Below are 17,782 nucleotides of genomic sequence, written 5' to 3'. Positions count from 1 at the left end.
TGGCGTCCGCACCCGCCTTCCGGGACACTCCCCCGCATGCCCACACCCCCTCCGACCGGCCCACTCGTCACCCGCGGCACGCTCGCCGCCGGGTTGCGCGAACTGGGGGTGCACACCGGCGACACGCTCCTCGTGCACTCCTCCCTCAGCTCCCTCGGCTGGGTCTGCGGCGGCCCCGTCGCGGTCGTCCAGGCGCTCCTCGACGTCCTCGGTCCGGGCGGCACCCTGGTGGTCCCGACCCAGACCGGTGACCTCTCCGACCCGGCCCTGTGGACCAGCCCGCCGGTGCCCGAGGAGTGGTGGGAGACCGTGCGCGCGGCCACGCCCCCGTACGACCCGCTGATCACGCCCTCGCGCGGCGTCGGGGTGGTCCCGGAGACGGTGCGCACCTGGCCGGGCGCCCGGCGCAGCGCCCATCCGCAGACCTCCTTCGCGGCCCTCGGCGCCCGCGCCGCCGAGGTGGTCGCGGGGCACGCGACCGACTGCCGGCTGGGCGAGCGCAGCCCTCTGGCCACGCTGGAACGGCTGGGCGCCCGGGTCCTGCTGCTCGGCGCGGGCTACGACGCGTGCACGGCCTTCCACCTCGCCGAGTACCGGATCCCCGCCCCGCTGGTGGAGGTGGGGCGCCCGGGACCGGTGGGCTGGGAGCGGGTGACCGAGGTGTCGATCACGTCGGAGCGCTTCGACGAACTGGGGCACGACTTCGAACGGGACCGCCCCGTCGTGCGCGGCCGGGTCGGCGCGGCCGACGCACGCCTGTTCCCGCTGGCCGACGCGGTCGCCCACGCCGAGCGGTGGCTGCCCGTGCACCGCCCCCGCGAGTGAGCCCCGTCGCCGGTGTGAGGAGGTTGTCCACACCCGCGCGCCCGGGCGGTCGTCCGTCTCCCTAAACTCGTGACCCATGCGAAGCGAGCCCGTGGTCCAGGTCCAGGCCCTGGTGAAGCGGTACGGCACGAAGACCGCGGTGAACGGCCTCGACCTGGTGGCCCGCACGGGTGTCACCGCCGTGCTCGGTCCCAACGGGGCGGGCAAGACGACCACCGTCGAGACCTGTGAGGGATACCGCAGACCGGACTCCGGCACCGTGCGTGTCCTCGGCCTGGACCCGGTGCGGCAGGGCGCCGGGCTGCGCCCGCGGATCGGTGTGATGCTCCAGTCCGGCGGCGTCTACTCCGGCGCCCGCGCGGACGAGATGCTGCGCCACGTGGCGAAGCTGCACGCCCACCCGCTGGACGTCGACGCGCTGATCGAACGGCTCGGTCTCGGCTCGTGCGGCCGCACCACCTACCGCAGGCTCTCGGGCGGGCAGCAGCAGCGGCTCGCCCTCGCGATGGCCGTGGTCGGCCGCCCGGAGCTGGTGTTCCTGGACGAGCCGACCGCCGGACTCGACCCGCAGGCCCGCCGCGCCACCTGGGACCTCGTCCGGGACCTGCGCGCCGACGGCGTCTCGGTGATCCTCACCACGCACCACATGGACGAGGCAGAGCAGCTGGCCGACGACGTCGCCATCGTCGACGCCGGCCGGGTCGTCGCCCAGGGCTCCCCCGAGGAGCTGTGCCGCGGCGGCGCCGAGAACACCCTGCGGTTCACCGGCCGGCCCGGACTGGACGTCGCGTCCCTGCTCAAGGCGCTGCCCCCGGACTCCGCCGCCGCCGAGACGACCCCGGGTGCCTACCGGGTGAACGGCAAGATCGACCCGCAGCTGCTGGCGACGGTGACGTCCTGGTGCGCGCAGCACGGGGTGATGCCGGACCGCATCTCGGTGGAGCGGCACACGCTGGAGGACGTCTTTTTGGAGCTGACCGGCAAGGAGCTGCGCGGGTGACCACGACGACAGGGACCCCTGGGGACACGGGCACGCCCGGCGGCACGGGGACGTACGCCCCCCGGCCCGGCGCCGCACCGCTCGGGCGGATGATCGCGGCGCAGGCCGTGCTCGAGACGAAGATGCTGCTGCGCAACGGCGAGCAGCTGCTGCTGACGGTGATCATCCCGACGCTGCTGCTCGTGCTGTTCAGCTCCGTGGACATCATCGACACCGGGGCCGGGGAGGCGGTCGACTTCCTCGCCCCCGGCGTCCTCGCGCTGGCGGTGATGTCGACGGCGTTCACGGGCCAGGCCATCGCCACCGGCTTCGAGCGCCGGTACGGGGTGCTGAAGCGGCTGGCCGCCTCCCCGCTGCCGCGCTGGGCGCTGATGACCGCCAAGACGGCGTCGGTCCTGGTCACCGAGGTGCTCCAGATCGTGCTGCTGACGGTGATCGCCTTCGCGCTGGGCTGGTCGCCGCAGGGCAACCCGGGGGCCGTGCTGCTGCTCCTCATCCTCGGCACCGCCGCCTTCTCCGGGCTCGGTCTGCTGATGGCGGGCACGCTGAAGGCGGAGGCCACGCTGGCCGCCGCGAACCTGGTCTTCCTGCTGCTCCTGGTGGGTGGCGGGGTGATCGTGCCGCTGGACAGGTTCCCGGACGCGGCACAGGACGTGCTGGGGCTGCTGCCCATCTCCGCCCTGTCGGACGGACTGCGGGACGTGCTCCAGCACGGGGCCTCGATGCCCTGGGGCGACCTGGGAATCCTCGCCGTGTGGGCGGTCGCGGGGCTCGCGGCCGCGGGGAAGTTCTTCCGCTGGGAGTAGGGACACATGCCACAGGACGGACCCTCGTGAAAGCGTGCACAAGCGGGCGCCTACGATGGACGGCGTGCCAAACGTGACCCGCGCCGACGCCGCAGCCGCCGTGCGCAACCCGCTCGCCTTCATCGCCGCGCGCTGGACCCCGCACCCCCGGACGGTTCAGCGGGCGGCCCTCGCGCCCCTCGTGATGTCCGTGATCATCGTCGTCACCGGCGGCGCCGTCCGGCTCACCGGCTCCGGGCTCGGCTGCCCGACCTGGCCCAAGTGCACCGACGACTCGCTCACCACCACGAGCGAGATGGGCTTCCACGGCATCATCGAGTTCGGCAACCGCATGCTGACCTACGTGCTGTGTGCCGCGGTCGGCTGGGCGATCATCGCCGCCCGCTCGCAGAAGCCGTACCGGCGCAGCCTCACCCTGCTGGGGTGGGCCCAGTTCTGGGTCGTGATGAGCAATGCGGTGCTCGGCGGCATCGTCGTGCTCGTCGGGCTCAACCCGTACACGGTCGCGGCCCACTTCGTGGCGACGACGGCGCTGCTGGCGCTGGCCACGGTGATGTGGCAGCGCACCCGGGAGGGCGACGCGGCACCGCGCCCGCTGGTCGGCAGGTCCGTGCAGCAGCTGGTGTGGGTGATGGTCGCCGTCTCCGCACTGCTGATCACGGTCGGCACCGTGGTCACCGGCGCGGGACCGCACGCGGGCGACTCCAGCGACGTGCCGCGGATGCCGGTCGACTGGGAGATGATCAGCAAGGCGCACGCCGTCCTGGCGTGGATCGTGGTCACGCTGACGTTCGCCCTGTGGTTCGTGCTGAAGGCCGTGGACGCCCCCAAGGGCCCGCTGGCCCGCACCCGTGACCTGTTCCTGGTGCTGCTCGCCCAGGGTGCGGTGGGCTACATCCAGTACTTCACCGACCTGCCCGAGATCCTCGTCGGCCTGCACATGTTCGGCTCGTGCCTGATGTGGATCGCGGTGCTGCGGGTGCTGCTGGCGCTGCGCGAGCGGCCCGAGGAGACGGCGCCCGGACTGCCCGCTCAGGAGTACGACGCCACCAGCGTGTCGATGGCCGGTCCCAGGTAGCTCCGGGTCAGCTCGGCGCGGCGCGCGGTCCACTCCGCCGTGGCCGCGGGCCGCTCGCCGTTCCCGTACCGCCGCTCGGCGACGTCCTCGACGACCTCGCCGGGGGCGCCCAGGGCGGGCAGCTCCGCCAGCGCCTCCCGCTTGGTGATCAGGCGGCCCTCCCGCAGCGTGACGGTGGCGCGGGCGAAGGTGATCAGGCCCAGGTCGACCCAGACGTCCTGCGACCACAGCTCCGCCCTACGCACGTTCGGCCGCCAGAAGTCCCGCTGGTCACGGACGACGAAGGCGTCCAGTTCCGCCTCCGGTACCGGAGGCAGCAGCCGATTCGGCGACTCGCCGTGCAGGACGCGGCCGAAGCTGTGCAGTTCGCGCCGGGTGACGGGGGTGACCGGCCGCTTGAACAGCTGTTCGTGGGCCCAGGTCGGATGCCGCCGGGCCGGGTCGGCGAGCGTGTCCGGCGACAGGTATGTGCAGTGCAGCAGTCCGGCCAGGGGCTCGTCGCGCAGCCGGGCGTGGAGCAGTCCGATGCGCCAGGCCGTGCGGGCCGTGGCCGGCCGGGGCAGGACCGCGATCAGGTCGAGGTCGCTGCGGCCCTCCTGGTAGTCGCCCGCGCCCAGTGAGCCGTGCGCCCAGACGGCGACGGGGTCGAGGGGCGCGAGGCCGGTGAGGAAGCGGTCGAGCAGGGCGTCGGTCGGCATGCGCCCCAGTCTCGGCGCATCGCTCCGGTGTGTACAGCGGCGTCACCGCGGTGTGTACACCCGTCACTCCAGCCCGTACACCCGTCCCGCGTTCCCCGACGCGATCATCGCGGCCACCCGCTGCGCGTCCCCGAGCGCCCACGCCCCCTCGGCCACCCAGGCGCCCAGCACCCTGCCCAGGGCCTCGCGGAACAGGCGGGCGGCGACCACGTGCAGCTCGGGCAGTCCCTGGGCGCCGCTGGAGAAGAGGATCTTGCCGAAGGGGGCCAGCTCCAGGATCTCCGCGAGGACCGTCGCCGCGCGGGCGCCGGTGCGCACCAGGGCGGCGCCGGAGTCGGCGTAGACGTGCGGGAAGACGCCGGCCAGGTGGGCGGCGTGGCGATGGTACGGGTAGCCGTGCAGCAGGACCAGGTCGGTGCCGAGACCCGCGGTGGCCCGCACGAAGTCGGTGAGCAGGACCGGGTCGGTGCGGTCGATGCGCAGTCCCGGCTCGCCGAGGCCCGCGTGCAGCTGGAGCGGCAGGCCGGAGGCGACCGCGATCCACAGCAGGTGGCGCAGCAGCACCGGGTCGCTCAGCTCCCCGCCGACCTCGCGCCCGGTGAGCCAGCGGGCGGCGGCCCCGCGCACCTCGCCCGCGCCGGGCGGCTCCGGGGCGAGGGCGAGGCCGTGCCGTACCCCCGCGACGGAGGTGAAGGCGACCGCGTTCGCGGCGGCGCCGTGCACGGCCTCGGCGAGGTTGGCCAGGAAGGACTCGACGGTGCCGGAGGTGTCGGCGACCTGCTCGGCGAGGAGTTCCAGGCGCACGATCTCGCGGGTGTCGGCGTCCGCGGCCGTGGCCATCTCGGTGGGGCCGGTGAGGTCGCCGGGCAGCCCGGCGTCGACCAGGTAGGTGGTGATGCCGCTGCCGCGCAGCAGCCTGCGGTCGGCCTCCATGACGCCCAGTTCGCGGCGCCGGGCCAGGTAGCGGGCGGGCGGGCAGTGCGGTTCCAGGCCGAGCAAGGGCGGGCACCAGCGGCGTACCGCGAAGCCGGTCTGGGTGTCGAAGAGGGTGGTGCCCGGGGCGGGCGGGCCCTCGGTGCGGGCCAGCTGGGCCTCGAAGGTGCCGAGGCCCAGCTCCGTTCGCAGGACGCCGTGGCAGTACTGGTCCACCAGGGACGGCGTTTCGATCATCCGGGCTCCCCGTGCTGGGACCGTTCGCCTATACGGCTTCCTACGGTCCTAACGGGTGAACCCGGTCTCAGGTGTTGCTCGGGCCTCCGACCTGGATGCCCGCCATGCGCGACCACTCGTAGCGGCCGGTGGTGACCTTGGCCGCGAACTCGCCGTCGAAGTCCTCGTGGACGGTGATCCCGGACTTCTCCACCGCCTTGCGCGCCCGCTCGTGGGTGCGCGCGACCAGGTCGCCCCAGGCGCCGTCCGCACCGACGAGGACGATCCGGGCGCCGCGCTCGCCGAGGTGTGCCACCTGGGCCTCGGCACCGCCGTGGGCCTTGGCGAAGGCTTCGATCCGCCCGGCCGTCCGGTTCACCTCGAACGCGTCCCACCGGTCGGCCCAGCCGCCCTTCGCGCCGGCCTGCTCCGTGTCCACCTGCTGCGTGTCTGCCATGACCAGGATGCTACCGACGGGTAGATCAAACGGCGACGGGCGGGGTGCGTGGCCTTGACCACGCACCCCGCCCGTCGCGGCAGGAGCTCAGCGCAGGAAGGGGTCCACCGCGATCGCGAGGAACAGCACCGACACGTAGGTGATGGACCAGTGGAAGAGCCGCATCTCCTTGAGCTTGCCGCCCGTGACCTCGGCCTTGGCGCGGTTCTGCAGCCCGTGGGCCTCCCACAGCCACATGCCGCCGGCCGCCACGGCGACCGCCGTGTAGAACCAGCCGGTGTAGCCGAGCGGCGTCAGCAGCAGCGACACGGCGACCATCACCCAGCTGTAGATGACGATCTGCCGGGCGACGACCTTGTTGGACGCGATCACCGGGAGCATCGGCACGCCGACGCGCGCGTAGTCCTCCTTGACCTTCATGGACAGCGGCCAGTAGTGCGGCGGCGTCCAGAAGAACATCACCCCGAAGAGGATGATCGGCGCCCAGGACATCGAGTTGGTCACGGCGGACCAGCCGATGAGCACCGGCAGACAGCCGGCGATGCCGCCCCAGACGATGTTCTGCGAGGTGCGCCGCTTGAGGATCATCGTGTAGACGACCACGTAGAAGAGGAGCGCGCCGAGCGAGAGCCAGGCCGACAGCCAGTTGACGGTGAACCCGAACAGCAGCGTCGAGACGATCGCCAGGGTGATGCCGAAGACGAGGCACTCGATGGGACTGACCATGCCGGTCACCAGCGGGCGCTGCGAGGTCCGGTCCATCAGCGCGTCGATGTCGCGGTCGATGTACATGTTCAGCGCGTTCGCGCCGCCGGCCGACAGATAGCCGCCGACGCAGGTCAGCAGCACCAGCTTCAGATTCGGAACACCCTGCTCGGCGAGGAACATCACCGGAACGGTGGTGATCAGCAGAAGCTCGATGATCCGCGGCTTGGTCAGCGCCACGAACGCCTTGACACGGGCCCCGAACGGCCGGTGACTCGGGCTCTGGCTCGTCCCGATAACCCCCGCAGGACGGGATTCAACGGCCGTCACGCACACCCCTGACAGAGACTCCCAGCAAGCCCCACCGTGTGAAGTGGCGGTAAAGGCTCGCGCGTACCACGCCACTTTAGACGTTGCCCATACCTCGGCCTTCGCGGGGGTGGGCTCGTGTTGGCGCGGGCGCTCCGACGGGCGCGCGGAGAGTCGATTGAGCAGTCAGATGAGCGGCTCCGTATTCACTTGCCGAATGCGGTTTCGCCCAGTCGACAGGCGGATCGAGAAGAGTCCCGGCAGTCTGGTTTCCAGCGGAAAAACGCACGTACTTACGGGGGTAGGCTCGGCCTTGGCCGGCCGACTCACGGACGCGCCGGCAGCCGGTGCACCCGTGCACCGGCAACCGACATGTGGAGAGGAGCCCTGACTCAGGGTGAGCACCAAGCCGACCACCACAGACCTCGAGTGGACCGAATTGGACCAGCGGGCCGTGGACACCGCCCGCGTCCTGGCCGCCGATGCCGTACAGAAGGTTGGCAACGGCCATCCGGGTACGGCGATGAGCCTGGCGCCCGCCGCCTACACCCTCTTTCAGAAGGTGATGCGGCACGACCCCGCCGACGCGAACTGGGTCGGGCGCGACCGTTTCGTGCTGTCCGCGGGGCACTCGTCCCTGACCCTCTACACCCAGCTGTACCTGGCCGGCTTCGGCCTGGAGCTGGCGGACCTGGAGTCCTTCCGCACCTGGGGCTCGAAGACCCCCGGCCACCCGGAGTACGGCCACACCACGGGCGTGGAGACCACGACCGGCCCGCTGGGCCAGGGTGTCGCCAACGCGGTGGGCATGGCGATGGCCGCCCGCTACGAGCGCGGCCTGTTCGACCCGGAGGCCGCCGAGGGCGAGTCCCCCTTCGACCACTTCGTCTACTGCATCGCCGGTGACGGCTGCCTCCAGGAGGGCATCTCCGCCGAGGCGTCCTCGCTGGCCGGCCACCAGAAGCTCGGCAACCTGGTGCTGCTGTGGGACGACAACCACATCTCCATCGAGGGCGACACCGAGACCGCCGTCTCCGAGGACACCTGCAAGCGGTACGAGGCGTACGGCTGGCACGTGCAGCGCATCGCCCCGAAGCCGGACGGCGACCTGGACCCGAACGCGATCTACGACGCGATCGAGGAGGCGAAGAAGGTCACCGACCGGCCGTCCTTCATCGCCATGCGCTCGATCATCGCCTGGCCCGCCCCGCACGCCCAGAACACCGAGGCCGCGCACGGCTCGGCGCTCGGCGACGACGAGGTCGCGGCGACCAAGCGGGTCCTGGGCTTCGACCCGGAGAAGTCCTTCGAGGTCTCCGACGAGGTCATCACGCACACCCGCAAGGCCCTGGACAAGGGGCAGGCGGCCCGCGCGGTGTGGGAGAAGTCCTTCCAGCAGTGGCGGGACAACAACCCGGAGCGCGCCGCCGAGTACGACCGCGTGGCCAAGGGTGAGCTGCCGAAGGGCTGGGAGGAGAAGATCCCGGTCTTCGAGGCGGGCAAGAGCCTGGCGACCCGTGCCGCGTCCGGCAAGGTGCTCCAGGCGCTCGGCGCGGTGGTCCCGGAGCTGTGGGGCGGCTCGGCCGACCTCGCGGGCTCCAACAACACGACGATCGACAAGACGTCGTCCTTCCTCCCGGCGGGCAACCCGCTGCCGGAGGCGGACCCGTACGGCCGCACCATCCACTTCGGCATCCGCGAGCACGCGATGGCCGCGGAGATGAACGGCATCACGCTCCACGGCAACACCCGCGTCTACGGCGGAACGTTCCTGGTCTTCTCCGACTACATGCGCAACGCGGTACGGCTGTCCGCGCTGATGCACCTGCCGGTGACGTACGTGTGGACGCACGACTCCATCGGTCTGGGCGAGGACGGCCCGACCCACCAGCCGGTCGAGCACCTGGCCTCGCTGCGCGCCATCCCGGGCCTGAACGTGGTCCGCCCGGCCGACGCCAACGAGACGGCGATCGCCTGGCGCGAGATCCAGCGCCGCTGGACGAAGGAGTTCGGCAAGGGCGGGCCGCACGGTCTCGCGCTCACCCGCCAGGGCGTGCCGACGTACGAGCCGAACGACGACGCGGCCAAGGGCGGCTACGTGCTGTTCGAGGCCGAAGGGCCCGAAGGGCAGAGCGCCGCACCGCAGGTGGTCCTGATCGCCACCGGCTCCGAGGTGCACGTGGCCGTGGAGGCGCGTGAGGCGCTCCAGGCCGACGGCGTGCCGACCCGTGTGGTGTCCATGCCGTGCGTGGAGTGGTTCGAGGAGCAGGACCAGGGGTACCGGGACAGCGTCCTGCCCCCGTCCGTGAAGGCCCGGGTCGCGGTGGAGGCCGGGGTCGGACTGACCTGGCACAAGTACGTGGGGGACGCCGGCCGCATCGTCTCCCTGGAGCACTTCGGTGCGTCGGCGGACGCCAAGGTGCTCTTCGCGGAGTACGGCTTCACCGCCGAGAACGTGGCCTCCGCGGCGCGGGAATCCCTCGCCGCCGCACAGCGCTGACGCTCATATACGACACGTAGTAGGAGATGCAATTTCCATGACAGACGCACTCAAGCGCCTCTCCGACGAAGGCGTGGCGATCTGGCTGGACGACCTGTCGCGCAAGCGGATCACGTCCGGCAACCTCGCCGAGCTGATGGATCAGCAGCACGTCGTGGGCGTCACCACCAACCCGTCGATCTTCCAGAAGGCGATCTCGCAGGGCGACGGCTACGACACGCAGCTCACCGACCTCGCCGCCCGCGAGGTGACGGTCGAAGAGGCCATCCGCATGATCACCACGGCGGACGTCCGGGACGCCGCCGACATCCTGCGCCCGGTGTTCGACAACACCGGCGGCAAGGACGGCCGGGTCTCCATCGAGGTCGACCCGCGGCTCGCCCACAACACCCGGGCGACGGTCGCCGAGGCCAAGCAGCTGGCCTGGCTGGTGGACCGGCCCAACACGCTGATCAAGATCCCGGCCACCGAGGCCGGCATCCCGGCGATCGCCGAGACCATCGGCCTGGGCATCAGCGTCAACGTCACGCTGATCTTCTCGCTGGAGCGCTACCGCAAGGTCATGGACGCCTTCCTGACCGGCCTGGAGAAGGCCAAGGAGCGCGGCCTGGACCTCTCGCAGATCCACTCGGTGGCGTCCTTCTTCGTGTCCCGCGTGGACACCGAGATCGACAAGCGGATCGACGCGCTCGGCACCGACGAGGCCAAGGCCCTGCGCGGCAAGGCCGCCGTCGCCAACGCGCGCCTGGCCTACCAGGCGTACGAGGAGGTCTTCGGCACCGACCGCTGGGCCGCCCTGGAGAAGGCCGGTGCCAACAAGCAGCGTCCGCTGTGGGCGTCGACCGGTGTGAAGGACAAGGCGTACAGCGACACCATGTACGTCACCGACCTGGTCGCGCCGAACACGGTCAACACCATGCCGGAGGCGACGCTGTTCGCCACCGAGGACCACGGCGAGATCGGCGGCAACGCCATCGCGGGGACGTACGAGCAGGCCCGTGCCGACCTCGACGCGGTCGAGAAGCTCGGGATCTCCTACGACGAGGTGGTCCAGCTCCTGGAGGACGAGGGCGTCGAGAAGTTCGAGGCGGCCTGGAACGACCTGCTGAAGTCCACGGAGGCGGAGCTCAAGCGCCTCGCTCCCTCGAAGGGCTGACAATTGTCGAGCAGCAATCCGCTGCGTGACCCCGCAGACCGACGGCTCCCGCGCATCGCGGGGCCGTCGGGTCTGGTCATTTTCGGCGTCACCGGCGATCTGTCCCGCAAGAAGCTCATGCCCGCCGTGTACGACCTCGCCAACCGGGGTCTGCTGCCGCCGGGCTTCTCGCTCGTCGGGTTCGCCCGCCGCGACTGGGAGCACGAGGACTTCGCCCAGGTCGTGCACGACGCCGTCAAGGAGCACTCCCGCACCCCGTTCCGCGAGGAGGTCTGGCAGCAGCTCATCCAGGGGATGCGCTTCGTCCAGGGCACCTTCGACGACGACGAGGCGTTCGAGCGGCTGCGCGGCACCATCGAGGAGCTGGACAAGGCACAGGGCACGGGCGGCAACTTCGCCTTCTATCTGTCGGTGCCGCCGAAGTCCTTCCCGGTGGTCATCCAGCAGCTGAAGAAGCACGGGCTGGCCGACCAGTCGAGCGGTTCCTGGCGGCGCGCGGTGATCGAGAAGCCGTTCGGCCACGACCTGAGGTCGGCCGAGGAGCTGAACGCGATCGTCCACGAGGTCTTCGCCCCGGACCAGGTCTTCCGCATCGACCACTACCTGGGCAAGGAGACCGTCCAGAACATCCTGGCGCTGCGCTTCGCCAACACGATGTTCGAGCCGATCTGGAACCGGTCCTACGTGGACCACGTGCAGATCACGATGGCCGAGGACATCGGCATCGGCGGCCGGGCCGGTTACTACGACGGCATCGGCGCGGCCCGCGACGTCATCCAGAACCACCTGCTCCAGCTCCTCGCGCTGACCGCGATGGAGGAGCCCGCCTCCTTCGACGCGGACGCGCTGGCGGCGGAGAAGACCAAGGTGCTGGGCGCGGTCCGGCTCCCCAAGGACCTGGGCCGCGACACGGTGCGCGCGCAGTACGCCTCCGGCTGGCAGGGCGGCGCCAAGGCCGTCGGCTACCTCGAAGAGGACGGTATCGACCCCAAGTCGAAGACCGACACCTACGCCGCGATCAAGGTCGGCATCGACAACCGCCGCTGGGCGGGCGTCCCCTTCTACCTGCGCACCGGCAAGCGCCTGGGCCGCCGGGTCACGGAGATCGCGGTCGTCTTCCAGCGCGCCCCGCACTCCCCCTTCGACACCACGGCCACCGAGGAACTCGGCTCGAACGCGATCGTCATCCGCGTCCAGCCCGACGAGGGCGTCACCGTCCGCTTCGGTTCCAAGGTGCCGGGCACGTCGATGGAGATCCGGGACGTGTCGATGGACTTCGCCTACGGCGAGTCCTTCACGGAGTCCAGCCCGGAGGCGTACGAACGCCTGATCCTGGACGTCCTCCTGGGCGACGCCAACCTCTTCCCGCGCACGGAGGAGGTCGAGCTGTCCTGGAAGATCCTCGACCCGATCGAGCAGTACTGGGACGCGCACGGCACCCCGGCCCAGTATCCGGCCGGCACCTGGGGGCCCGCCGAGGCGGACGACATGCTGGAGCGAGACGGACGGAGCTGGCGCCGGCCATGAAGACAGACCTCACGGACACCACCGCCAGCAAGATCAACAAGGCGCTGGTGCTGGGCCGCCGGGCCATCGGCACCCCGGCCATCGGCATGGTGCTCACGCTGGTCATCGTCACCGACGAGGAGAACGCCTACGACGCGCTGAAGGCCGCGAGCGACGCCGCGCACGAGCACCCCTCGCGCACGCTCGTCGTCATCAAGCGCGTCTCGCGCTCCCCCCGGGACCGCACCACGTCCCGGCTGGACGCCGAGGTCCGCCTCGGTGCGGACGCGGGCACCGGCGAGACGATCGTGCTGCGGCTGTACGGCGATGTCGTCGACCACGCCCAGTCGGTGGTCCTGCCGCTGCTCCTGCCGGACGCGCCGGTCGTGGTCTGGTGGCCGGTGAACGCGCCCCTCGACCCGGCCAAGGACCCGCTGGGCGCGCTCGCCCAGCGCCGGGTCACCGACACCTACGCCTGCGAGGAGCCGATACGGGAGCTGGTGGCCCGCGCCGACGCCTACGCGCCCGGCGACACCGACCTCTCCTGGACCCGCATCACGCCGTGGCGCTCGATGCTGGCGGCGGCTCTCGACCAGGTCGACTGCGAGGTGCAGTCGGTCGAGGTGGAGGGCGAGGAGTTCAACCCGAGCTGCGAGCTGCTGGCGATGTGGCTCGCGGACCGGCTGGACGTGCCGGTGCGGCGCACGGTGTCGAACGGGCCGGGTCTGACGGCGGTCCGGATGGACACCGACTGCGGTCCGGTCGTCCTGGACCGGGCCGACGGCACGCTGGCGAACCTCTCCATCCAGGGCCAGCCCGCCCGCGCGGTCGCGCTCAAGCGCCGTGAGACGGCCGAGCTGATCGCGGAGGAGCTGCGGCGTCTGGACCCGGACGACACCTACGCCTCGGCGCTGCGGTACGGCGTGGACCGGCTGAACGCGCCGGCCAAAGGAGACCCGGCCGACGAGGGAGCCCTCGCGGTCGCCGCTCCCGTCGGGACGGTCGCGAAGGCTCCCGCGAAGGACGCGGCGCAGGAGAAGACACCGGTGAGGAAGGCGGCGGCGAAATGAGCGACACCCCGCAGCTGGTCGTGCACCGTGACAAGGAGCTGATGGCCGAGGCCGCGGCGGCCCGCCTGATCACGAAGATCGTGGACGCGCAGGCCTCCCGGGGCAGCGCGTCCGTGGTCCTCACCGGCGGCCGCAACGGCAACGGTCTGCTCGCGGCGCTGGCCGGCTCCCCGGCCCGGGACGCGATCGACTGGGGCCGGCTCGACCTGTGGTGGGGCGACGAGCGCTTCCTGCCGGAGGGCGACCCGGAGCGCAACGTCACCCAGGCCCGCGAGGCCCTGCTGGACGCGGTGCCGCTGGACCCGAAGCGGGTGCACGCGATGGCGCCGTCCGACGGCCCCTACGGCTCGGACGTGGAGGCGGCAGCGGCGGCCTACGCGCAGGAGCTGGCCACGGCCTCCGTCCCCGAGAACCACGCCGCGGTCCCGTCCTTCGACGTCCTCCTCCTGGGCGTCGGCCCGGACACCCACGTGGCGTCGCTCTTCCCGGAGCACCCGGGCGTCCGGGAGTCGGAGCGCACGGTGATCGGCGTCCACGGCTCGCCCAAGCCGCCGCCCATCCGCATCTCCCTGACCCTCCCCGCGATCCGCGCCGCCCGTGAGGTGTGGCTGCTGGCGGCGGGCGAGGACAAGGCGAACGCGGTGGCGATGGCCCTGTCGGGCACGGGCGAGATCCAGGCCCCGGCCGCGGGCGCCCGCGGCCGCACCCGCACCCTGTGGCTCCTGGACGCGGCGGCGGCTTCGCAGTTGCCGAGGTCCCTGTATCCACCCGCGTCGGCCTGATCCAGCCCGTCCGGCGCTTGAGGACGAGGCCGTCCAGGCCGAAAGCCGGGGGTCTGGGGGCGGCAGCCCCCAGGGACGGGAACGGGAAGGGGCGGCGGGGGCGAAAACCTCCCCGCCGCCCCACCCCCTCCGTCACTTCACGGACCCCGCCATAACCCCTTGCACGAAATGCCGCTGGAACGCGAAGAACACCACCACCGGTACCACCAGGGACAGGAACGCCCCCGGTGCCAGCACGTCGATGTTGCTGCCGAACTGCCGGATCTGCGACTGGAGTTCCACCGTCAGCGGCTGCGACGAGCTGTCCGCGAAGAGCAGTGCGACCAGCATGTCGTTCCACACCCACAGGAACTGGAAGATGGCGAGGCTGGCGATGGCCGGCTTCCCGACCGGCAGCACCAGCCGCGTGAAGATCCGCCACTCGTTGCCGCCGTCCATGCGCGCGGCCTCCAGCATCTCCTTGGGCATCTCGGCGAAGTAGTTCCGCAGCAGGAACACCGCGAACGGCAGCCCGTAGGCGACGTGGAAGAGCACGACGCCCGGGATGGTGCCGAACAGGCCCAGCTGCCCGAAGAGTTTGGCGACCGGCAGCAGCCCGATCTGCACGGGCACCACCAGCAGCGCGACGACGACCAGGAAGATCGTCTCGCGCCCCGGGAAGTCCAGCCAGGCGAAGGCGTACCCGGCGAGCGCTCCGACGACCACGACGAGCACGGTCGTCGGCACGGAGATCAGCACCGTGTTCCAGAAGGCCTGGGTGATGCCGGAGTTGCCGAGGAGCGCCGAGTAGTTGTCCAGGGAGAGCTGCCCCGGGCTCGCCAGGGCCGTCCACCAGCCGCCCTTCGCCGTGTCCTCGGACGACCGCAGCGAGGACAGGAACAGCCCGGCCAGCGGCGTCATCCACACCAGCCCGATGAGCACGAGGAAGGCCTGGACGACCCCGTTGCCCAGGTACCGCCGGACGGCGTTCATCGCTGACTCCTCATCGCTGACTCCTCTTGAAGCGGCGGACGTTGAAGACCATGGCCGGGACGACGAGCAGCAGGAGCAGCACGCCCAGCGCGCTGCCGAGCCCCTGGTTGTTGCCGCCGCCGAACGACACCAGCCACATCTGCGTCGCGAGCACCGTCGCGTCCTCCTGCACGGGTCCCGGCGCGATGATGTAGACGAGGTCGAAGACCTTCATCACGTTGATCACGAGGGTGATGAAGACGACCGTGAGGACGGGTGCCAGCAGCGGCACGGTGATGCGCCGGAAGATCTGCCACTCGTTGGCGCCGTCCATCCGCGCCGCCTCCAGCGCGTCGCGCGGCAGTGAGGACAGCCCGGCGCCGATCAGCACCATCGCGAACCCGGTCCAGATCCACAGGTACGCCCCGATGATGGCGGGCGTGACGAGCGCGGGTCCGAGCCAGGAGACGCCTTCGTAGGGCGGGGCGAAGTTCGAGGCGGGGAGCTTCACCGTGTAGGAGCCCGGATCCAGCCCTTCGAAGGAGAAGGCTCCGTCGTCGCCGGTGGTCGTGGTGGCGACCGTACGGCCGTCGCGCACCGCCTCGACCTTCATCTCGGGCAGCCCGCTCTCGCGCCGGTCCACCCGGCCCTGCTCCCCTCCCCCGCCGGGCGTGAAGTCCAGGTAGACGACCCCGCGCACCTCGTCGCCGGCGGCGTCCCGTCCCGCCGACCCATACGCGGACTCCGCGCCGGAGGGCAGGTCGTCGGGGCCCACGCCGACCAGGCCGAGGGCCACCGTGTCGCCCGGGGACACGCCCGCGCTCGTGCGGTAGGAGCCGTCCGCCGCCTTGACCAGGCCCCCGTCGCCCTGCCCTTCCCGCGCGCGGGCGCCCGGGTAGCTCGCCGTGCCGGCGAAGGCGTCGTGCACGCCGGTCACCGCGGCGTTGAGGACGCCCTTGTCCGGGTCGTGGTCGTAGGCGAGCCGGAAGACGATGCCGGCGGCGAGGAAGGAGACCGCCATCGGCATGAAGAGGAGCAGCTTGAAGGCGGTGGCCCAGCGGACCTTCTCCACCAGGACGGCGAGGATCAGGCCGAGGCCGGTGAGCAGGGTGGGCGCGACGACGACCCAGATCGCCGTGTTGCGGATGGCCTTGAGGGTGGCCGGGTCGCGGAACATCTCGGTGTAGTTCTCGCCGCCCACGAAGCGCGTGCCGGAGGCGTCGAAGAAGCTGCGGCCGACGGAGAACAGCACGGGGTAGACGACGAGGGCGCCCAGCAGGAGCAGCGCGGGCAGGACGAAGAGCAGGGCGACGGCCGCCCGGCGCCGCCGGGGGCGCCGCAGGGGCGCCGGGCCGGGAGCGGCGGGCGGGCTCGCCTCTTTCACCAGGGTGAAGGTCATGACCGGTCGGCCCTCAGCCCTTGTAGGCCTTGGCCGCCGCGGTCTCCAGTGCGGCCGCGGTCGCCTTCGGGTCGGAGGGGTCGCGCAGGAAGTCCTGGAGGATCTTCCACTCGCCGGTGCCCTTGGTGCCGCCGAAGGCCGCGGGTGCCTGGTCGGACATGTCGAAGCGGACCGAGTTCCCGGCGCCGACGAGGGACTCGGCGGTGGCCCGGGTGACGTCGTCGCCGTAGGAGGCGGGGTCGAGGTTCTTGTTCGGGGAGAGGAAGCCGCCCGCCTCCGCCCACACGGCCGCGGCCTCGGGCGTCGCCAGGTACTCCAGGAGCGCCATGCCGGCCTTGGAGTTCTTGCCGTCCTTGAGGACGACGGCCGCGTCGCCGCCGCTGACCACGGGTGCCTCGCCGCCGCCGACCGCGGGGAACGGGAAGAAGTTCGCGTCCTTGCCGATCTCCTTGCCGAACTGGTCCTTGGCGACCCCGGCGACGAAGTCCCCCTCGTAGACCATGCCGGCCTCGGGCTTCGGGCCGAAGACCTTCTCCACCGAGCCCGGGAAGTCGGTGTTCAGGGCGCCCTTCTGGCCGCCCGCGACGAGCTGCTTGTCCTTGAAGAGCTTGCCGAGGGTGGTGAGCGCCTCGACCACACTGGCGTCGGTCCACTTCAGTTCGTGGGCGGCGAGGGCGTCGTACTTCTCGGGTCCGGCCTGGGAGAGGTAGACGTTCTCGAACCAGTCGGTCAGTGTCCAGCCGTCCTGCCCGGCGACCGAGAAGGCGGCGAGCCCGGAGTCGGAGACGGTCTGCCCGGCCTTGAGCATCTCGTCGTACGTCTTCGGCGGCTCGACCCCGGCCTGGGTGAGGGCCTCGGGGCTGTACCAGACGGTCGACTTGTGGGCGGCCTTGAAGTAGAGGCCGTAGAGGGTGCCGTCGACGGTCCCGTACGTCTGCCAGACGTCGGCGAAGTTGGTGCCGACGGACTTCCGGGCCGTCTTGGACAGCGGCTTCAGCCAGCCGTTGCCGGCGAACTGCTTGAGCACGCCGACCTGCGGGACCATCACGACGTCGGGGGCGTTGCCGCCCTCGATCTTGCTGCCGACGACGGTGGAGACGTTGTCGCCGGTGGAGACGAAGGAGGTCTTGGCGCCGGTCTTCTCGGTGAAGGCGTCCAGCACCTTCTGGAAGTTCTCCTGCTCGGTGCCGGACCAGACGCCGGCCACGGTGACCGACTGCCCGCTGAGCGCCTTGTCGCCGCCGCCCGCGGTGACGGGTCCGGAGCCGCCGCAGGCGGTGGCGCCGAGGGCGAGAACGAGGGCGGTGCAGCCGGTGAGCAGGGTGGTGCCGTGTCGTCGCATCATCGTTGATGTCCCTTCGAGGGTCGGGCAGGAAAAGGTCGGAGGCGAG

At 71.5% G+C, this 17,782-nt stretch carries 16 protein-coding genes; 9 read left to right on the top strand and 7 right to left on the bottom strand.

Annotated features, from left to right (window positions below; all coding sequences use genetic code 11):
- The first annotated feature begins 36 nt into the window (after positions 1 to 36).
- From D1J63_RS28070 to D1J63_RS28055, 4 genes are all read left to right on the top strand, one after another.
- The gene (locus tag D1J63_RS28070; RefSeq protein ID WP_125632688.1) at positions 37 to 825 is read left to right on the top strand and encodes an AAC(3) family N-acetyltransferase; all 789 of its coding nucleotides are present in this window, start codon (positions 37 to 39) and stop codon (positions 823 to 825) included.
- Positions 826 to 901: 76 nt separating this feature from the next.
- Positions 902 to 1,825 carry an ABC transporter ATP-binding protein gene (locus D1J63_RS28065; protein ID WP_125632686.1) on the top strand — a complete coding sequence of 308 codons (924 nt, stop codon included), beginning with the start codon at positions 902 to 904 and terminating at the stop codon, positions 1,823 to 1,825.
- Positions 1,822 to 2,631, top strand: coding sequence for an ABC transporter permease (locus D1J63_RS28060; RefSeq protein WP_125632684.1), 810 nt, complete (start codon positions 1,822 to 1,824; stop codon positions 2,629 to 2,631). Before D1J63_RS28065 ends, D1J63_RS28060 begins: the two co-directional genes overlap by 4 nt.
- A gap of 55 nt (positions 2,632 to 2,686) precedes the next feature.
- Entirely contained in the window at positions 2,687 to 3,709 is a 1,023-nt protein-coding gene (locus D1J63_RS28055) for a COX15/CtaA family protein (protein WP_125632682.1), read from the top strand.
- Here D1J63_RS28055 and D1J63_RS28050 read toward each other — a convergent pair.
- From D1J63_RS28050 to D1J63_RS28035, 4 genes are all read right to left on the bottom strand, one after another.
- Positions 3,664 to 4,407, bottom strand: coding sequence for a nucleotidyltransferase domain-containing protein (locus tag D1J63_RS28050; protein WP_125632680.1), 744 nt, complete (start codon positions 4,405 to 4,407; stop codon positions 3,664 to 3,666). The two genes, D1J63_RS28055 and D1J63_RS28050, sit on opposite strands and share 46 nt — an antisense overlap.
- A gap of 63 nt (positions 4,408 to 4,470) precedes the next feature.
- Complete coding sequence (locus D1J63_RS28045) at positions 4,471 to 5,577, bottom strand: amidohydrolase family protein (RefSeq protein ID WP_125632678.1); 1,107 nt, start codon at positions 5,575 to 5,577, stop codon at positions 4,471 to 4,473.
- 67 nt (positions 5,578 to 5,644) lie between these two features.
- Positions 5,645 to 6,013 carry a hypothetical protein gene (locus tag D1J63_RS28040; protein ID WP_164713005.1) on the bottom strand — a complete coding sequence of 123 codons (369 nt, stop codon included), beginning with the start codon at positions 6,011 to 6,013 and terminating at the stop codon, positions 5,645 to 5,647.
- An 87-nt stretch (positions 6,014 to 6,100) separates the two neighbouring features.
- Positions 6,101 to 7,054 carry a heme o synthase gene (locus D1J63_RS28035; protein WP_164713004.1) on the bottom strand — a complete coding sequence of 318 codons (954 nt, stop codon included), beginning with the start codon at positions 7,052 to 7,054 and terminating at the stop codon, positions 6,101 to 6,103.
- Between the two features lie 370 nt (positions 7,055 to 7,424).
- Here D1J63_RS28035 and tkt point away from each other — a divergent pair, with 370 nt between their 5' ends.
- From tkt to pgl, 5 genes are read left to right on the top strand one after another with little or no spacing between them, the layout of a single operon-like run.
- Positions 7,425 to 9,527 carry a transketolase gene (gene tkt / locus D1J63_RS28025; protein ID WP_125632674.1) on the top strand — a complete coding sequence of 701 codons (2,103 nt, stop codon included), beginning with the start codon at positions 7,425 to 7,427 and terminating at the stop codon, positions 9,525 to 9,527.
- 37 nt (positions 9,528 to 9,564) lie between these two features.
- A complete protein-coding gene (tal, locus tag D1J63_RS28020) occupies positions 9,565 to 10,683 on the top strand; it encodes a transaldolase (protein WP_125632672.1) in 1,119 nt (372 codons plus the stop codon).
- A gap of 3 nt (positions 10,684 to 10,686) precedes the next feature.
- On the top strand, positions 10,687 to 12,210 hold the full coding sequence (gene zwf, locus D1J63_RS28015) for a glucose-6-phosphate dehydrogenase (RefSeq protein ID WP_125632670.1): 1,524 nt from the start codon (positions 10,687 to 10,689) through the stop codon (positions 12,208 to 12,210).
- Positions 12,207 to 13,259, top strand: a complete 1,053-nt coding sequence (opcA, locus tag D1J63_RS28010) for a glucose-6-phosphate dehydrogenase assembly protein OpcA (RefSeq protein ID WP_125632668.1) — start codon at positions 12,207 to 12,209, stop codon at positions 13,257 to 13,259. Before zwf ends, opcA begins: the two co-directional genes overlap by 4 nt.
- Positions 13,256 to 14,041, top strand: coding sequence for a 6-phosphogluconolactonase (gene pgl, locus D1J63_RS28005; protein WP_125632665.1), 786 nt, complete (start codon positions 13,256 to 13,258; stop codon positions 14,039 to 14,041). Before opcA ends, pgl begins: the two co-directional genes overlap by 4 nt.
- 132 nt (positions 14,042 to 14,173) lie before the next feature.
- Here pgl and D1J63_RS28000 read toward each other — a convergent pair whose 3' ends face one another.
- Genes D1J63_RS28000 through D1J63_RS27990 form a run of 3 tightly spaced genes read right to left on the bottom strand, consistent with a single transcriptional unit; the run spans position 14,174 to position 17,736 of the window.
- Positions 14,174 to 15,013, bottom strand: coding sequence for a carbohydrate ABC transporter permease (locus D1J63_RS28000; RefSeq protein WP_125632664.1), 840 nt, complete (start codon positions 15,011 to 15,013; stop codon positions 14,174 to 14,176).
- Between the two features lie 10 nt (positions 15,014 to 15,023).
- Entirely contained in the window at positions 15,024 to 16,391 is a 1,368-nt protein-coding gene (locus tag D1J63_RS27995) for an ABC transporter permease subunit (RefSeq protein WP_125632661.1), read from the bottom strand.
- A 13-nt stretch (positions 16,392 to 16,404) separates the two neighbouring features.
- Positions 16,405 to 17,736, bottom strand: coding sequence for an ABC transporter substrate-binding protein (locus D1J63_RS27990; RefSeq protein ID WP_125632659.1), 1,332 nt, complete (start codon positions 17,734 to 17,736; stop codon positions 16,405 to 16,407).
- Positions 17,737 to 17,782: the final 46 nt, after the last annotated feature.

This window comes from Streptomyces sp. KPB2, assembly GCF_003950055.1.
Classification (GTDB): Bacteria; Actinomycetota; Actinomycetes; order Streptomycetales; family Streptomycetaceae; genus Streptomyces; species Streptomyces salinarius.
Note: the sequence above shows the minus strand (reverse complement) of the source record. Positions and strands in the feature narration are given on the sequence as shown.